The 17,488-nt window shown below is 49.0% G+C and carries 13 protein-coding genes and 2 pseudogenes; 8 read left to right on the plus strand and 7 right to left on the minus strand.

What is annotated here, in order from left to right; all coding sequences use genetic code 11:
• Nucleotides 1-144 precede the first annotated feature (144 nt).
• Nucleotides 145-2,276 (plus strand): annotated as a pseudogene (locus ACPV3A_RS11970) (class I SAM-dependent methyltransferase).
• Nucleotides 2,277-2,435: 159 nt separating this feature from the next.
• On the opposite strand, the gene ACPV3A_RS11975 reads toward ACPV3A_RS11970, so the two are convergent.
• The 4 genes from ACPV3A_RS11975 to ACPV3A_RS11990 all read right to left on the minus strand — a co-directional run bounded on the left by ACPV3A_RS11975 (nucleotide 2,436) and on the right by ACPV3A_RS11990 (nucleotide 5,034).
• Nucleotides 2,436-3,158, minus strand: coding sequence for a peptidylprolyl isomerase (locus ACPV3A_RS11975; protein WP_220686209.1), 723 nt, complete (start codon nucleotides 3,156-3,158; stop codon nucleotides 2,436-2,438).
• A 235-nt stretch (nucleotides 3,159-3,393) separates the two neighbouring features.
• Entirely contained in the window at nucleotides 3,394-3,786 is a 393-nt protein-coding gene (locus ACPV3A_RS11980) for a hypothetical protein (protein WP_071223510.1), read from the minus strand.
• 92 nt (nucleotides 3,787-3,878) lie between these two features.
• Nucleotides 3,879-4,055, minus strand: a complete 177-nt coding sequence (locus ACPV3A_RS11985; RefSeq protein WP_426199749.1) for a hypothetical protein — start codon at nucleotides 4,053-4,055, stop codon at nucleotides 3,879-3,881.
• A 280-nt stretch (nucleotides 4,056-4,335) separates the two neighbouring features.
• Nucleotides 4,336-5,034, minus strand: a complete 699-nt coding sequence (locus tag ACPV3A_RS11990) for a hypothetical protein (protein ID WP_426199750.1) — start codon at nucleotides 5,032-5,034, stop codon at nucleotides 4,336-4,338.
• 343 nt (nucleotides 5,035-5,377) lie between these two features.
• On the opposite strand from ACPV3A_RS11990, the gene ACPV3A_RS11995 reads away from it, so the two are divergent.
• From ACPV3A_RS11995 to ACPV3A_RS12005, 3 genes are all read left to right on the plus strand, one after another.
• Nucleotides 5,378-6,826, plus strand: coding sequence for a SulP family inorganic anion transporter (locus tag ACPV3A_RS11995; RefSeq protein ID WP_426199752.1), 1,449 nt, complete (start codon nucleotides 5,378-5,380; stop codon nucleotides 6,824-6,826).
• Nucleotides 6,827-7,119: 293 nt separating this feature from the next.
• Complete coding sequence (locus tag ACPV3A_RS12000) at nucleotides 7,120-8,928, plus strand: ATP-binding protein (RefSeq protein ID WP_426199753.1); 1,809 nt, start codon at nucleotides 7,120-7,122, stop codon at nucleotides 8,926-8,928.
• 149 nt (nucleotides 8,929-9,077) lie between these two features.
• Nucleotides 9,078-10,967 carry an ATP-binding protein gene (locus ACPV3A_RS12005; RefSeq protein WP_426199754.1) on the plus strand — a complete coding sequence of 630 codons (1,890 nt, stop codon included), beginning with the start codon at nucleotides 9,078-9,080 and terminating at the stop codon, nucleotides 10,965-10,967.
• Nucleotides 10,968-11,061: 94 nt separating this feature from the next.
• Here ACPV3A_RS12005 and ACPV3A_RS12010 read toward each other — a convergent pair whose 3' ends face one another.
• Both ACPV3A_RS12010 and ACPV3A_RS12015 read right to left on the minus strand, forming a co-directional pair.
• Nucleotides 11,062-11,301 carry an NHLP leader peptide family RiPP precursor gene (locus ACPV3A_RS12010; protein ID WP_194541401.1) on the minus strand — a complete coding sequence of 80 codons (240 nt, stop codon included), beginning with the start codon at nucleotides 11,299-11,301 and terminating at the stop codon, nucleotides 11,062-11,064.
• Nucleotides 11,302-11,373: 72 nt separating this feature from the next.
• A complete protein-coding gene (locus ACPV3A_RS12015; protein ID WP_426199756.1) occupies nucleotides 11,374-12,327 on the minus strand; it encodes a hypothetical protein in 954 nt (317 codons plus the stop codon).
• A 235-nt stretch (nucleotides 12,328-12,562) separates the two neighbouring features.
• Between ACPV3A_RS12015 and ACPV3A_RS12020 the strand changes: the two genes are divergently transcribed.
• Together ACPV3A_RS12020 and ACPV3A_RS12025 are read left to right on the plus strand one after the other, a co-directional pair.
• A complete protein-coding gene (locus ACPV3A_RS12020) occupies nucleotides 12,563-13,225 on the plus strand; it encodes a general stress protein (RefSeq protein ID WP_426199758.1) in 663 nt (220 codons plus the stop codon).
• Between the two features lie 76 nt (nucleotides 13,226-13,301).
• Nucleotides 13,302-13,655 (plus strand): hypothetical protein, encoded by a 354-nt coding sequence (locus ACPV3A_RS12025; RefSeq protein ID WP_426199759.1) that lies wholly within the window; start codon nucleotides 13,302-13,304, stop codon nucleotides 13,653-13,655.
• Between the two features lie 196 nt (nucleotides 13,656-13,851).
• Here ACPV3A_RS12025 and ACPV3A_RS12030 read toward each other — a convergent pair whose 3' ends face one another.
• The gene (locus tag ACPV3A_RS12030) at nucleotides 13,852-14,961 is read right to left on the minus strand and encodes a GNAT family N-acetyltransferase (protein ID WP_426199760.1); all 1,110 of its coding nucleotides are present in this window, start codon (nucleotides 14,959-14,961) and stop codon (nucleotides 13,852-13,854) included.
• A 193-nt stretch (nucleotides 14,962-15,154) separates the two neighbouring features.
• Between ACPV3A_RS12030 and ACPV3A_RS12035 the strand changes: the two are divergent.
• Both ACPV3A_RS12035 and ACPV3A_RS12040 read left to right on the plus strand, forming a co-directional pair.
• Nucleotides 15,155-16,602 (plus strand): annotated as a pseudogene (locus ACPV3A_RS12035) (potassium/proton antiporter).
• Between the two features lie 207 nt (nucleotides 16,603-16,809).
• The gene (locus tag ACPV3A_RS12040; protein WP_194541407.1) at nucleotides 16,810-17,283 is read left to right on the plus strand and encodes a Dps family protein; all 474 of its coding nucleotides are present in this window, start codon (nucleotides 16,810-16,812) and stop codon (nucleotides 17,281-17,283) included.
• Nucleotides 17,284-17,488 lie beyond the last annotated feature (205 nt).

Consider the following 17,488-nt stretch of genomic DNA (forward strand, 5'->3'; position numbering starts at 1 on the left):
AAAATATGGTTTCGTTGACCAGTATACCCTGTAGCATCGGCTACTACCAAATGCTTGCATTCCATCGACAGGAATTTGTTATAATCGTAGCAGCGAAAAAACGTAACGTGTTCATTATTATTTCAGGAAGTGGAGGAACAATCTATGCTGCACGCGCTGGATATCATAACCGCTTTTCGGCAGGGGGATGAAGCGGCTGCCAAGAGGTATCCATGGTTAATGAAACTGGTATCAGCCGAAGAACGAATCGTGAATCTGGAACGGATTACGTCCATTGGCCAATTGGCACATGCCAACCCCGTGCTCGATTATGTAGAACGTACATTGAAGATACTGGATTCGCTGCCTGTTTCCTATTGGATCAAAGAACTGCTGGAAGAAGTACTGGTGTGGGCGGAAACGGCCAAGGGCGGAACGATGCGGGATCGCCTTCGCTGGCAGCAGTCGGGTATGAACTTGTTCCTTCATAATATCGGGTCTGCCCAGTTATACGAGAGACATATCCGGGACGGCAACGGAACCATGTCTCCGCATGAGGAGATGGTCCATACACTCATACTTACCCATGGACTGCTCGGGCAACACATTCGCGGGGAAGTCGCTTTTGAGGAGAATCTGCCGCTGCATAAGCTTACGGAGGAAGGACGGCTGACCGCGGAGGAGTTGATCCGGCTGCTAATCCCCTTGAATCACTGCATCATCGGCGGCGTATCGGAGGAGCTCTGGCATTCCGTTCAGGAAGAAATAACTCAGCTTATTCGGAATCTTGCTGAAGGGACCGTACCGGATCGGTGGACTTACGAGGAACGGCTGCGCCGTCTTCGATCCGTTTCGATTGCCCGCGGAGAAGACTTCGATAAGCAGCTTCATGGGATTCGTGAGCAGTGTGATCTGCCAGCTGTTCTGCATGGATTTCAGGATATGACGCTCTGGTACGTGGAAGCCGCCTTGCAGGATTTCTCGTTGGAAGAATTCGTGAAGGTTCTCCTGCTTGCTCTCCATTCGGAGAAGCGGGACATGGATCAGCCGCTTGCGGAGGGGCAGGGGGATCGGCTGCTACCGGATTCGGTGAACCACTTAAGCTTTGAGCCGCTGATGAACGATATGTATTACGATTACAAAGGCGTCAAGAAGCTGAACGTATATAAGAAGAGAATGATTGAGCAATATTTGCGCCAAACGGATTGGACGTCTTGCCTTCATGGGTCGGTGATGGCCAACCCGCATCTGAGCCACCGGATTGAACGGAAGCCGGAGCTGCCGGATACGATATTTTTTACCTTCGAATTCTCGCAAGCAGCGGAGAAACTAATTGAATTTTGCATCGAAGCGGAGAAATCGCCCCTCTATGAGAAAGCGGTCCTGCTCCTGTTCGACCTATTCGGCCTGCGCCGCGACGCCTACGATAGATTTCATAACGAAGAGAGTTATTTGAGCGATATGAACAGCACGGGAGATTATAAAAAAGTGATTCTGGATTATATAACGGGAACGGCGGTGCTGGATATCGGGCCCGGAGGCGGCGTGCTGCTTGATCTGATCGAGGAACGGCTGCCGCAAGCGCGCCCAGTCGGGATCGACATCTCCTCGAACGTGATTGAAGCGCTGGAGAAACGTAAACGCTTGGAGCACAAAGCATGGGAAGTGATGAAGGGGGACGCGCTGAACCTCAGGGATTACGTGGAGCCGGGGAGTGTGGATACGGTTATCTTCTCCTCGATTTTGCATGAGTTGTATTCGTACATTGAGACGGACGGTTCACGCTTCAATACGGCGACCGTGGAGGCAGCCTTGCTCAGTGCCTATGATGTGCTTGCTCCAGGGGGGCGCATCATCATCCGTGACGGGATTATGACCGAGCCCGAGGATGCCTGGAGAAGGATCCGCTTTCTTGAGGCCGACGGTATGGAATGGCTGATCCGATATGCCTCGGATTTCAAAGGGCGGGTCATATATACGAGCAGCTGGCCGAGGCGGAAGTGCGCATGCCCGTGAACGATGCAATGGAGTTCCTGTACACCTATACTTGGGGCGCTGAAGCTTACGTTCATGAAGTGCAAGAGCAGTTTGGCTACTTTACGCCTACGCAGTATGCGGAGTGTATACGCAGGACGCTAGGTCCTGAGGCGATCATCCGCGTGCAGCAGCATTATCTGCAGGAAGGATATGCCGAGGCATTGGCTGATCGAATCGAATTCATGGATGAAGATGGAAAGCCGGTGAAGCTGCCTGACAGCACTTGCTTGTACGTCATCGAGAAGCCGGCCCATTCCTAGAAACAGGCTGTAACTTAAAAAAAGACCCGCACGCTCAATTCAGCGTACGGGTCTTGTTTTGTTGTGTCGTTAAACCTGCCGGTATGCCTGTATTCACAAGTGATCCGGGATGTGTGCCAATGCCATGAACTTGCGAGGCAATGCTAGTCCGAAAAGATGCTATTCCTGCTTCTTGGGATCCGGGTAATCCTTGCCGAGCGTATCAACCGTCACTTTCTTCATGACGGGAACCTCAAGCGGTTTGTCCATCTGATCCCGCTCCAAGCCCACGATCTCCTCTGCGGTTTCCATTCCTTCGATCACCTTTCCGAAGGATGCGTACTGAGCATCCAGCGAAGGTGCATCCGCAACCATAATGAAGAATTGCGATCCGGCGGAGTTTGGATCCTGCGCCCGGGCCATCGATAATACGCCTGTCGTATGCTTCAGGTCATTCTGAAAGCCGTTGGACGTAAATTCGCCGGGAATAGCGTAGCCGGGTCCCCCCGTTCCGTTACCGTCAGGGTCGCCTCCCTGAATCATGAAGCCGGGGATGACGCGGTGAAAGCCTGTCCCATCGTAGAATCCTTGCTCCACCAGGGAGATGAAATTGTTCACCGTGTTCGGCGCCACCTCCGGATAAAGTTCAAGCTTTATCGTTTTGCCGTTCTCCATCTCAATGGTAACGATAGGGTGGCTGGCGTTCGGGTCCGGCACGTTCTGCTTAACCTCGGTTTCCTTCGGCGGTTCCGCTTCGGGTGCTGTTGCCCCGGTCGTCGAGCCCTTTCCGCCGCCTGCGCCGCTTTCGGCTCCCTTGTCATTCTGACCGCATGCCGTCATCACGAGCAGCAGCGCCAGGATGACGAATAGGGCGGGCATCCAGCGTGTTCTGCGTTTCAACATCATTGATTCCTCCTGTATTCCTTATCAAGCCTTAAGTATTTAATCTGTATCATATTTTAGCACAGGTTGGACAAGTACTGAAAATCGAAAAAGGTGAGTATACATAATCTATAGGAAAACGTTATCGACGTAATGTCACAGAAGCCAGTCGGTCCTGCCTGAGTATCCATAATCAAAAAATAAGCCTCCGGACTTGTCGCAAGTCTGGAAGCTTGAGGAAAACGTTTAACTGTCTCTACTTCACCGGGAATATGCCCTCCACTTTGTTTAAAGGGAGCAGAATCCGGGAACGGTTCTTATCCTTGGCGAGCAATTCAATAAAATCGGCTCCGATTCTGACCAGACGGATCCGGTTAAAGGCACCACGGGTAGAGAAGGTGGTCCGCACGCCTACCAGCACCGTTTTGCCCGGCGGCTTGACATCAAATACCCGAACCGAGTTGAGACTGGACGGCACAAAGAGCTCGCCCTGTACCTTGATGAAATTTTTCGGGAATACCCGCTGCAAACGTCCGGGTTCTAAACCGGTGTTCGGTGCGTTGACTTCTACCAGATGACCGGTTAAAGAGGCCAGCCGCTGCTGCAGCGTGATTTTATGTCCGCAGGGATGGATCGGCAATCCTTTCATATCAGCATCATCCTTCCAGGGTCGTATGGTGTAGTGTATGTTGGAAGGTATGACTTGGGTGAACGTAGAGGTTACATTTCCGGTGTGAAGGATCAGGAAGATGAAGAGTTTCCGCGCTTGCTCGTTTCACTGCCATCCGGCTTCTCGTGTTTGATGCTGTCGGGTATCGGGATACTGTCCGGATATGAATCCTCGACAAACAGGCCAAAATCCTCATCAATGTCGCGTTCGGTCACTAAACGTGGGTTCTCGTCAGGATGCTTCTTCATCGGCTGTTCCTCCTATTAAATCTAGTCTTTGAAATGGTTGGCTAGTATAAGAACTGATAGCTCGACCCATACTGTTTTACTATAAAAGATGTTGTATGGGAGGCATAGGCATGGAAAGAAAGGGAAACATATTAACAGCACTCATATGGGGTACCTTGATCGGCATCCTGCTGTGGATGTCATTTCTCGGCTGGCTGGATATCATATTCGGAAAATAGAGGATCGAACCCATACAAGTATAAAACCCGCCTTCCTATTAGGAGAGGCGGGTTTTGCAGGTTTAGTCGTCCTCACCATGGCTGCCGTTTAGTAGATCGGTACCGTGCATCTGTTCCGTTGGCGGGGCGGCTGGGTCCACCGGGCTGTTAGCCGCTATGGCGTCCGCATCCGGTACATCTTCCAGCGGCTGGTATTCATCTTCTTCGATCGGGTAATTCGTAAAAATGTCCTGATTTAAAAACGCAGTTCCGCTGCCGGTTAATGAAGCGTCAGCTGCAAGCCGCCGTTCTGTATCGCCGGAATATTGGCCGATAATTTCGTCTCCGGGGCGAGAAAGGGGCTCACCTTCGACAGCTCGCCATTCCCGACTCGTTACATCATCTGCGACATCGCGAATGTAAGTTTCATCGACTGGTCGATCCCGTTCGATTCGGTCTGCTTCGGCCAGCCCCGAGGAGGAAAAGTTTCTTTCGTCGGCAATGGTCCGCTGATCGGGATCGGCACCGGTCGCTTCCCATGCATCGATGGCGCTGTGATCCGGGTTCAGACGTTCGTCAGGTTTCGCATCCGCAGGCGCAGCTTCATTCTGATCGTAGGCGATGTGGTCCGCGTCTTCGCTGCTTAGGCTTTGCTCCGTGTAGGTGTTGACGTCTCTCAGATCATCTTGTGGAATCATGTCCGTATCCTCGACTCTCCGTTTGGCCTCGAATTCCAAATATGTCAAATCTGCCAGCGTATTGCGGTTATTTTCGTCTCGCATAGGGTCCATCTCCTTCCAAGAGTTCAAATACAATAGGTTTCTATACTTCGACTTTACCCGCTGAATCAAGAATGAATCTTGGATCTTTTCAGGTTATGATAAACCAAACAAGTTTTATCTTTCCCTGTCATTTGCCGTATTATGAATATTTTTTAAATTGGAAAAATGGACGTAACTCAAGACAAACGGGAGAAAATGAATGATACCGTGGGATAGGTTCCTTAAATTGAATAATGAAATTTTGAAATGATCCCGTTATAATCGAAAAAGTGATTATCGGACCAGGACAATCCTGAGAGTGGATTGTCAAACCACTATAATAGAACAGGAAGTGATCAGGACTTTGTTTCAATGGATTAAACAAGGCTTCTTTGGCAACTCGCGCAGGGATATTTTGTCAGGATTGACGGTAGCGTTCGCTCTCATACCGGAAGCGATCGCATTCTCCATCATGGCTGGCGTCGATCCCATGGTTGGACTCTATGCCTCTTTTGTGATAGCAGTCAGTATTTCATTCTTTGGCGGCCGTCCCGGCATGATCTCCGCAGCAACAGGGGCCATGGCGTCATTAATGGGGCCGCTCGTGGCGATGCACGGGATCGAGTATTTGTATGCGGCAACCATTCTTACAGGTATTTTGCAATTGTTGATGGGGGCGCTCAAATTCGGGCGGTTTATTACATTTGTTCCCCAGCCGGTCATCACCGGATTCGTGAACTCACTGGCCATCATCATATTTCTGGCCCAGCTTCCGAATTTCAAGGGCGAGTCGTGGCCCATGTACTTGATGGTCATCGGAACGCTGCTTATCATCTACTTGCTGCCGCTGATTACCAAAGCAGTTCCTTCGGCGCTTGTTGCCATCATTGTGATGACCATCATCGCGGTGTGGTTCAAAGCTCCTGTGCAAACGGTGGGCGACATGGGCAACATTACGCAGGCTCTTCCGTTCTTCCACATTCCGAATGTAACCATCAGTTTGGATATGATCATGACGATATTGCCTATATCTCTGGCTCTTGCTGTCGTCGGGATGACGGAATCGCTGCTGACGGCGTCACTCGTGGATGAGATGACGGAGACCGGCAGCGACAAGAACCGCGAAATCCGCGGGCAGGGAGTTTCCAACGTGATCACTGGATTCTTCGGCGGCATGGCCGGTTGCGCCATGATCGGACAGACAGTGATTAATGTCAAATCGGGCGGTCGCACCCGGTTATCAACGCTGGTGTCCGGTGTGTTCCTGCTGTTTCTCATCATTGTGCTCGGTGATGTCGTGAAACAAATTCCGATGGCAGCGCTTGTCGGGGTCATGTTTATGGTTTCCATCGGTACATTTGAATGGGGATCGCTTCGCACACTTCATCGTGTACCACTAGGTGATGCCATAGTCATGCTGGCAACGGTAATCATCGTGGTGGCCACGCATAATCTGGCCATCGGGGTCATGATCGGAATTATATTAAGCGCGCTGAATTTCGGCTGGAAAATGGCAAAAATCCATGCCGTACCGCATGTGCAGCCAAATACGAAGGTATACGAAATCCGGGGACAGTTATTTTTCGGAACGATGATGTATTTTGTAAACCTGTTTGACGTAAATGAGGACCCTGAGCAGGTCGCGATTGATTTTTCCAAATCCCATGTATGGGATCAGTCAGCCACCAATGCTATTTCCAAGGTATTGAATAAGTACAAGGAAGCGGGTAAAGACATCAGGCTCGTGGGGTTGAACGACGAAAGTCAGCGGATGGTTGATAAAGTCGGCCTTGCTTCAAGCTCCACACACTAGAGGTGTAAGGGATTGCTTTTAACCTTAGGGTTAAGGGCGATCCCTTTTCATTTGCCTGTATGTAATAAAAAATTTACAAACGGAACAGACGTTTCATGTTATATTGATTGTAAATGAACACGAAGTTTGTCGAATCGGCAAGACGGAGAAGATGCGGACTTTTATTGACTATAGACGGTTAGAGGTGCTGACTAGATGAAGGATATGCCCAAATCCATATTCCTGCTTCTGCTGGTGGTGCCGCTGCTGCTGATTATATCGACCATATCACCGGGAAAATCGGTTCTCAAATCGTGATATCCGATTGGCAGTTTATGTGGGATAACGAACAACAGGAGGTTGTTTCGCCGGTCAACCTGCAGGGAAGAAGCTGGTTGACGGGAATACCAGACAAGAAGGGCCCCCCCGAGTCAGATGGGGTGTATTCAGCATGGAATCGTTTTACTTTACCGGCTCTCCCTTGGAAACATTCGGCCATCATGATTGACCGCATCAAGGGACAGGATGTTGTGGCTTTCTTGGAGAATGAACAGGTGTATGAAGCCAAGCGAGACTATATGTACACGAATCATTCTCTTCTGCTTCCGGTCCATCCGGATGATGCCGGCAAGACCGTTTATATATGGACGAACGGCGTCAAGGATATGACGTTAGGCATCGAAGGCGATATTATACTTGGCGAATATGAGCATTTGCGTGGAAGCTTTATCAAGAAGGACCTGGAAGATTTCATATTGGGCAGCTCGTTTCTGTTTATTGCGGTGGTCATGTTCTTTTGCTGCTTGTTCCTCCCGAAGCATACGGTATCCAGCTGGCTGTCGCTTAGCGTGGTTATTCTGGCAAGCGGGGCTATGCTTATTACGTATTCACCGTTCCTATACACTTTCTATGGAGAGCAAGGCAGCGTGTGGGTCTCGGTGTTTGATATTTCACTCTTCGCCGTGCTGCCGGCGCTGTATTACTATTTTGAGAATATGTATGGCCCCGGGCCCTATCGAGTCATTCGCTACTGCCGAAGATTTCAAATAGCCTATTCCGTCATATGCCTGATATTTCTAGTTGCCCATGTGGTCAGCCATCATTCATTTTACGAGATCTACTATTTGGTTTCGGTGAAGATCCTGGGTATTCTGATTATCCTGCAGATGCTGCTGCTGGTCGGTACTACGATTCTGTATGCATCCAAGCGGAACAAGGACGCTTATATCTTTTCTGTAGGCTTTGGGATAATGGCGTTAGCGACGCTCGGAGATCTGCTGGCTTTTTATTACCATGACGGGGAATATCATTTCTTTTTATGGAAGTGGGGCATTATCGGACTGATTGTCTCCTTGATCGTCATGCTGGGCCGTAAATTCGTCCGCAGCCATGAGCAAGTGCTGCAGTATTCCAGGAAACTGGAGATGTTTAATAATGAGCTTCAGCGATCGGAGAAGATGGAGATCATCAGCGAGCTGGCCGCCTCAGTAGCACACGAGGTTCGTAATCCACTGCAAGTGACACGCGGCTTCATGCAGCTGCTGGCACAGAACACCAAACAGGCGGAGAAGGAGTATTTTGGCCTGGCGTTGAAGGAGCTGGATCGGGCTTCGGGAATCATCACGGATTTCCTCACATTTGCTAAGCCTCAATTAGAGAACGAGACCAAGCTGAATGTGTATGAAGAGTTGAAGCACGTAAAAGGCATCCTGCTGCCGCTTGCCAATCTTAGCGGAGGCTCGATCGAGCTGGATAACGCAAAGGAATTATTCATGAAGGGTAATTCTTCCAAACTTAAACAAGCGATGATTAATATCGTCAAGAATAGTATCGAATCACTGGATGGAGAAGGGGTTATTCGCATATGGGCCTATGCCAAGGGAGAAGAAGTGGTGATTCATATCAAAGATGACGGCATCGGAATGGATGCTGCCGATCTTGAGAGACTTGGCGAGGCTTACTTCTCCAATAAATCCAAAGGGACGGGGCTTGGCTTGATGGTTACCTTTCGAATCATCGAAGCGATGCATGGCACCATTCATTTTGTTAGTGAGAAGGGCAGCGGGACCGAGGCCATTATACGCTTTCCGGCCGTACCTGCTACGCAGGAATCGGAAGTATAAATGGAAGAGAGATGCCATAACGGTGTCTCTCTTTGTTACATCTATAATAGAAAATTTTATCATTTTTCCGAATTTTAGAAGGTGGAAGGTTTTGTTGCATCGAATAACACAGTAAGAGTTTCACTCATTATAATGTTTGAGGTGCGTCAATGAAGTCTGGATGGAGAATCGCTGTGTTCCTGATCATCGTATTTACTTTAAGCCAGGGGCTCCCCAGGCTTGTCTTTGCCACCGAAGAAACGGCAGTTCGTGCAGCGATTAAGGAGTGGAGAATCCTCTGGTCGGAGTCCCGGGGGATACCAGAGAGCGTCCCCGTCCATATCAATGACTGGATGGAAACTTCGGCCGGTGATTCGAAGCCTTTTAAGCCGCATACCAAGGCATCCGCGTGGATTCATATGAAGATTCCCGAGATCGCATCCACATCCCCTGGCATTTTGATTGATAAGCTCCACGGACAGCAGGTTGCGGTTTATGCGAACCATGAGAAGATTTACGAATCTACCCGAACGTACAATTATGAGCTTAATTACATCTTGCTTCCTCTGCATCAGAACATGCTCGGCAAGGACCTTCACATCTGGCTGGAGACCGCTAGAGATCATGTGACGATTGAAGGGAAAATCCTTGTCGGCGATTATCAGGACATGTTTAATCGGTTTATCAAGTCGAATTTAATGGACATCATTCTTGGGAGCGCCTTTATATTTATCGCATTGGTGATGTTGATCTGCGCTATTTTTTTGAACAGAAAATATTTGGTCGCTGTATTATCCCTTTCTTGCATTATTTTATCTGTAGGCATACTGGTGTTTACATACTCCCCGTTTCTTTATACGATTTTTAATCAATATGGAAATATTTACACTCACTTATATGACATCTCATTATTTATCTTACTTCCTTCGTTCAGTCTCTTTTTTGAAACCATCTTTGGGCCCGGCTGGAAGGGCTTGCTGCGCAAACTCCGCAAGTTCCAGATATTTTACTCGCTGTTTTGCGGGCTGTTTCTGATTGTTAATCAATGGGGTTCGAATCAATGGTTCGATCTGTATTATTTCTTCTCCGTTCATGTAATGGGTATTGTGATGATCGTTCAATTTGTTTTGCTGGTCGGAAGCTCCATGTATTATGCCGTGAAGGGTAATAAGGACGCTGTTATTTTTAATGCAGGCTTTGCAATCTTCGCAGTTGTGGGCTTAAGCGAGCTGCTGCAATTTTTCCTCACCCGTGGCAGCTACAATCTCTTCCTCTGGAAATGGGGGATTGTCAGCTTCATTATTGCCTTGATTGTCATTCTGGGACGGCATTTTGCCAAAAACCACGAACGGATTCTGCAATACTCCAAGGAGCTTGAGATGTTCAACAATGAACTGCAGCGATCGGAGAAAATGGAGATCATCAGTGAGCTTGCAGCATCGGTTGCGCATGAGGTTCGTAACCCGCTGCAAGTTACGCGGGGATTCCTGCAGCTTCTAACTGGAAAAGCCCAAGCCACGGAACGCGAATATTTGGATTTGGCTCTGGTGGAATTAGACCGTGCATCCGGCATTATTACGGATTTCTTGACCTTTGCCAAACCGGAATTCGGCAAAGACACCGTGCTACGGGTTGCGGAGGAGTTTAAACATATCGAAGGCATACTTGGTCCGCTTGCCCACCTCCAAGGAGGCAGGATTACCGTTGATATTCCGGAGGATATTACGATTCGGGGGAATTCCTCGAAATTTAAGCAGGCTTTTATCAACATTGTTAAGAATAGCATCGAGGCGCTGGGCGAAGAGGGATTGGTTCATATCCGATGCTATCGTCAGCAGGACCAGGTATTTATTCATGTTATAGATAATGGCGAAGGGATGGAGCCGGATGTGTTGGCACGGCTGGGAGAGCCTTATTTCTCCAACAAAACCAAGGGCACGGGGCTTGGTCTGATGGTGACCTTCCGAATTATCGAGGCCATGAATGGAGACATTTATTTTACGAGTAAAAAAGGAGTGGGGACGGATGCTGTCGTTACGCTTCCCGCAGCTGGCGAATAATTCGCTAAGCTGCGGCAGCGCTTTGACGGCGATCGTCCCCACTCTTTGTGCCGATAACATCTATTTATGAAATGTCCAAGCTGTTATGTAGTCTTTACCAGATGGCTTTTGCTGTGGCTTCTGACTTGATCACGCCTGATGGATTCGGAGGAATGACCAGATACAGCTCGTTAGGGTTCTCTTCAAGCGTTCGAATCTCGATGTGGTCGGGAATCCGCACCCCAAGAACTTCCTTGATGGCGGATTTCGGATCGCTAAGCAATTTTGCCTTAAAGCTAGGATCCTCCCAAGCTTTTTGAATCAATTGTGTTTGAAAGATGGCTTCTGTCGTCATAAGAATCACCCTTTCAAATAAATTGGTTATTTTTTACTCTTAAAGAATACCATGGAACAAATATAAAATCTATTATTTTTTGCTTAGAATAGACAAGTAATAGTTTAATCCGCCAAAAGAAAGGGTTTCTTTACTGTTTTCGATATGATTTGCTTCGGCTTGAAGCTCGTCCACCATCGTTTGATGAAAGGAGATGAGATGGGGGGCGTCTATATCTACCGATAAGAGAAAGGCATGGGTCGCTGCCGCAATGTCTGCATAGGGCTTCAACGCGTTATTGATATAGATGGCTTCTTGAACTTCGGCCATCGTCAGATTCGTGTCGCGCGGTCGTCCCAATTCCGATTTAATGAGAGACAGCAGGCAATTGTAGCTGCCATCCGCAAGATCTTGCATCCAATCGGTCCAATCGTCCACCATCTGCAAGGTAAGCAAAACATGGTTCATTACATCATTCGTTCGTGGAATGAGGCCTGCTTGATCAGATAAAAGCAATGCTGCCGTGCTTCCCAGCTTTACGGGAGCTGCCTTTTTTGCAACCATGATAGGGTGGTGCTTGAAGTAATCATCCTGGGTTTCATGGATAACGCCTTCCGACCATTCAAACGTGTAGTTTTTGAAATAAGACCAGAAGTCGGAGTTTGCTGGAAAATAGGGTTGATAGGATGTGAGAAATTCGTAATACAGCAGGTTAGCAAGTGCGAGATGATGTTTCGAATCTGTGGAAGACTGACTGTCATGGGGCGAGTCCATTATGTCGTCTTGAATGAAGTAGTATAACATGCCGATTATGTTGGCCGCTGAGAGGTGTCGGTATACATCGGCGGGGAGTTCGGTCAGTTCTTTCATCCAGAAAGGAAGCAGATAACAAATGTAATTTTTGGAACTGTCCTGCTCGAACACGTCAAACTTTCTCAAGTAGGAAAGACCGATTTCATTCAAGGGAGCAGGGAGCTCGGATAACCTTGCTTCGCAGACAGAGAATGCGGCAGCAAGATCGTCCTCGAATGGCTTGAACCAGTTCATGCAATCACCAACCCTATTCTATTTTTAAGGTACAAGTGCTTACTTGCTATATTAACATGAATATTTATAAAGTTAAATATTACCAGTCTTTAAAACTGGATAATTATGGGGTTATTGGTGCTGCGGGGAGGCCTATTACAAACACTGCATCAGTTTTTTTGTTTGATTATGGCGGCTGGCGTTTAAGTTAGGAATGTACAGCGATAACCGAAAATGACCATTAGGAGGAATTCATATGACTCAGAAAATTGTAGGAGCTTTTCGGACGGAGCAGGAAGCAACCCGGGCCATTGAGGAACTAAAGCAGCAAGGTTTCAGAGCCGATGAAATCTCTGTCATTGCCAAAGATCGCGGAGAATCTTCTCATATTCAGGAGGAGACCGGCACCAAGGCGCCTGAAGGCTTGGCATCCGGTGCGGCTACAGGCGGTGTGTTAGGCGGCGTAACCGGATTGCTGGCCGGCTTAGGTGCATTGGCCATTCCAGGCATTGGTCCGATCGTCGCGGCTGGTCCGATCGCGGCAACCCTTACGGGAGCAGCCGTTGGCGCCGGCGCGGGCGGATTGGTAGGTGGTCTTATTGGCCTTGGAATTCCGGAAGAGCAAGCCGAGGAATATGGGGGCTATGTGGATGAAGGCCATATTCTGGTCATGGTGGATGCAGATGAAACGAACGGTGGCCGGGTATATGATATATTCCGCAGCAATAGCGCCCTTAACGAACATCACTACCGTGAGGAAGGCACCTATAGCGGTTCCGGTGCGCCGGTAGATTCACGCTCCGAAGCAGCGGCTGCCACCGAGGATGCGGTTCCGGACCCTAATCTGTATCAAGGTTATGGTGATGGTAATGGCGGTGCCATAAGTCCGGATCGGGATGAGATCTCGAAGAAACGGTAAAGGCCATTTATAGCTATGGATTAGCAATAACAACCCGCCCGGGATGAACCGGGCGGGTTGTTATGCGCGTTAGCGAGTGTTTACCGCTTACTGCGCAGTCTCTGTGCTCCCCTCGGCCCGTAACCGGGACCGCCGCCAGGACCGTGTCCGTGTCCGGGACCACCAGGACCGCCTGGATGCCACGGACCCGGTCCGTGTCCCGGTCCGCCAGGATGCCATGGGCCATGTCCATGCCCGTGTCCAGGAAATCCGTGACCGGGATATCCCGGATAAAACGGAGGGAAAGGATAGACCGGATAATAAGGTGGATAGTATGGATAAGGATAGAACGGGTATCCGGGGAAAAGCCCTGGAATACCCAGGCTTGTTTGGGATTGCAGGCCTCTTTTTGGATGATGACTCAAGCCATGCACCTCTTTCTATCAGTTAGGTTATTTCATCCTATGTATAAGCGGAGAAGAAGGGCACATATCCAGTTAAAAATAGGCGCACGACCATGGTTGGTATGAATAGCAGCGCTGTACTGACTGTCGGGTAATAGATTCAGATCCTAACCAATTAAATAAAAAGGGTGCACATGACCTCCCCCACTAGGGGAAGGATCAAATGCACCTTCAGTATCTGCGTCAAATATATTGAAGACCTGTTGTGTACGGGAGAGGGATAGGTTCAAAGGTTATGCTTCCGTTAGCCCGATAAGAGGATTCCGGATCAAACAGGATCGAGAGCAAACCCTCATCATCCAGTTCCAATACTTCATTGTTCAAGCTAAGACGGTAAGGACCATGCTCGCCATCTGCCTGAATCAACCCCTCTGGCAGCAGGGGAGCCAGCTGACGGAGCAGTTCCGGGCCGCTGACCAAATACGCGGTCCCCTCATTCTGAATATATTCAGGCTTGATGCCGGCGGATTGGATTAACGCTGCCAGCTCGTTATCCTGCCATGGCAGCGGAACGGTTAGCTCTGACAGGTTGAAGGAAGAGATCGCCTCGGCTATGACCAGCGCAGCCGCTTCCGGGCTTCCCCCCCATTCTACAAGGGTAGATTCTCTCGAAGGAGTCATCACAGCTCCGGGTACGGCGATGATAGCAAATGCAGTCAACACGCCGTTTTCTTCGGCGACAAGCACCTGCTGCTCGAGACGGATCACGTTGGAATAGGCGCTTGCACCCAGCAGCTTGTTAAGCTCCGAAGCTGTGGTAACATAACCGGCTTCCCGCTGTTCCATGAGCTTTTGAAGGTGGAATAAATCCTGCGGCTGCATTGCCCGGATGCGCACTTGTTTTCCCGTTACCGCCCGTAAGGGCTCCATGACGGCCCGGTCTAGACGAAACCGGAGTGCACGACCGAACAAACGGCTGCCTGCCCGGGTATACAGGGATCTTCCGCCGGAAATGAGGATTAAGGATGCCCCCGAAGCTTCGCCATGACGGATACACTGTTCCAGGAGACTGCCTGCGAGTCGCTGACCCCGGTATTCCGGATCTGTGCAGACGGAGCCGATGGAGTAGACATTTAAACGAGCACTGCGAGTTTGAATGGTAAATGGTACGAATCCCATGAATGAAACGAGTTTGTCTTGATCCCATGCACCGTAGGAATGGCTGATTCCCGGCGAGAATATCGGAGGAAAGGATACCCCCATAGAAGGCTGTTCCGGCTGCTTCAGAAATATACGGTCGGACAGCTCAACAGCTTGATGTAGTTGATCGCTTTTCATAATAGATATGTTCACTCGATTGACGCCTCCCCTATGTATGTCGCTTGTTACCAGTATAAAGTCATTGGGCGTGGAATTTCCAGTAAACGTTTGCAAATTTCTTGTCTGCCAGCTCCGCCGTTAATCTTTGACCGATGGAGTAGTTATTGTGTGCGAGGAAGCGATGATTTTCGGGTAATATAATGTACGAATTTGACGCACCGGAGGGATGAGCTTGCCAAGTTTTGTTGATTCCATGATTTTATTATGCGGCGCCTTGCTAGTGACAGGTGTATTGACCACCAAATTTTCTTCTCGCTTCGGCATGCCCGCCCTGGTGCTGTTTATTGCCATCGGGATGATTCTCAGCCGCTTCATTTATTACGATAATGCGGAGCTCACACAGCTGGTCGGCATATTTGCGTTGATTGTCATATTGTTTCAGGGCGGGATGCAGACCGATTTCAAAGAAATCAAGCCGGTTATGGGGACGGCCATTTCACTTGCAACGATAGGTGTGTTGCTGACAACGGTTGTCGTCGGAATATGCGCTGCATTCATTTTGGATATTTCGTTACAAGAGGGGTTGTTAATTGGTGCAATGTTGGTTCGACGGACGCGGCGGCCGTCTTCTCGGTACTCGGCGGAACGAATTTGAAGAAACGGATTCGAATGACGCTGGAGGCTGAATCCGGAAGCAATGACCCGATGGCGGTATTTCTAACCGTATCCCTTATCGAATGGATCGAATACCCGGAACTGAATTTGATAGGTCTTATTTTTTCGTTCGTAATGGAGATGGGACTGGGTCTGGTTGTCGGTGTTCTTATCGGCATGCTGGCCGTATATGTGATCAATCGTATCAATTTCGATTCCTCGGGCTTATATCCCGTAACGGCACTGGGATTCGCCGTGATGTCGTATGCCGCCGCCGCTTGGCTTGGAGCCAGCGGTCTGCTCGCCGTATACGTGATGGCTTTGCTGCTCGGCAATACCGAGCTGACATACCGGAAGACGATTCAGGCATTTAACCAAGGTTTCGCCTGGATGATGCAGATCGTCATGTTTGTCCTGCTCGGGCTGCTTGTTTTCCCGAATGAGCTGTCGGAGGTTGTATGGCAAGGACTGTTATTGTCCCTTATTCTCATATTTATAGCCAGGCCGATCGGCGTGTTCAGCAGCCTGTTGTTTACCAAATTTGCCATGCGGGAGAAAATATTAATTTCATGGGCGGGCCTTCGCGGGGCCGTACCGATCGTCCTGGCTACATATCCCGTTCTGGCGGGAATCAAGCATGGAGAATTGTTTTTTAATGTCGTGTTCTTTGTTGTGTTGACCTCAGCGGTGATCCAAGGCACCACGATCTCTCCGCTCACGCAGATACTTTCGCTGGTGGAGAAGGATAAAGCCAAAGCACCGACTTTATTAGAGTTAATGGCTCTTGGAAAAACGGATTCCGAGATCAACCATATTCTGGTGGATGGGGAGATGCCCATTATCGGCAAGGAGATTCAGCAGCTGAATCTGCCGGATGATATCCTCTTTACGGCTATTATTCGGGAGAAGCGGATCATTACGCCTAAGGGGAGTACGGTCATAGAGGCAGGGGATACGTTGTATGTGATGAATCCGAAGCAAAAGCGGAAGGAAATGAAAACGATCCTGGGGTTGTCTTAAGGTTACTTGAAGCCGGAGAAATATGATGCCTATCATAGCAGTTGATCTTAAAAATAAATTAGGATAGGAATAAATAGAAGGTAATTTCTTCATCCTATCTTCATCTGATAAGTTTCCGATTCCCTTTGCAAAAGAGACAAGAATCTGTTATGATTAATACAAGGATTTAGAATAAGTCTAAATACAATAACAAAGGAGACGATATAGATGAGTAACTTTACCCAACAAACACAAGGAACGACAACCAATGAACTTCAACAAATTTTGAACACGCAGGTAGCCAATTGGAGTTTGCTTGGCGTGAAGCTTCACCACTATCACTGGTATGTAAAAGGTCCTCAGTTCTACATGCTGCACGAGAAATTCGAGGAACTGTACAACACTGCAGCTGGTTATGTGGATGAGCTGGCAGAGCGGATGCTGGCCATTGGCGGCAAACCGGCAGCCAGTATGGCGCAATATCTGAACCTGGCCACGCTGCAAGAGGTTTCCGATGAAAACACGGCCGAGCAGATGGTCGGACGGCTGGTTGCGGATTTCGAGCAGCTTGCCGGCGAACTGAAGGCGGGAATCGAAGCCGCAGATCAAGAAGGGGACGACGCTACATCCGATCTGTTGACCGGCATGGTCAGCGATGTACAGAAGCATACCTGGATGCTGAATGCCTTCTTGGGTAAATAATTTCACATCTGTCGCCTGACAGATTGCGATAATAAAGAGGGAGATCGACCTGATTGGGGTGGTATTATCCCCTCATGGTAGACAGTGAAAAAAGAGGACATGTTACAATGAACTCAAATACTGGATACCGGAGGGGATTTTTGTTATGTCAGCGAAGAAAGGCCAAACCTTTAATCGATATAGCGAAGAAACGAAGAAAGAAGCC

Source organism: Paenibacillus sp. Dod16 (assembly GCF_049893405.1).
Lineage (GTDB): Bacteria > Bacillota > Bacilli > Paenibacillales > Paenibacillaceae > Paenibacillus_AQ.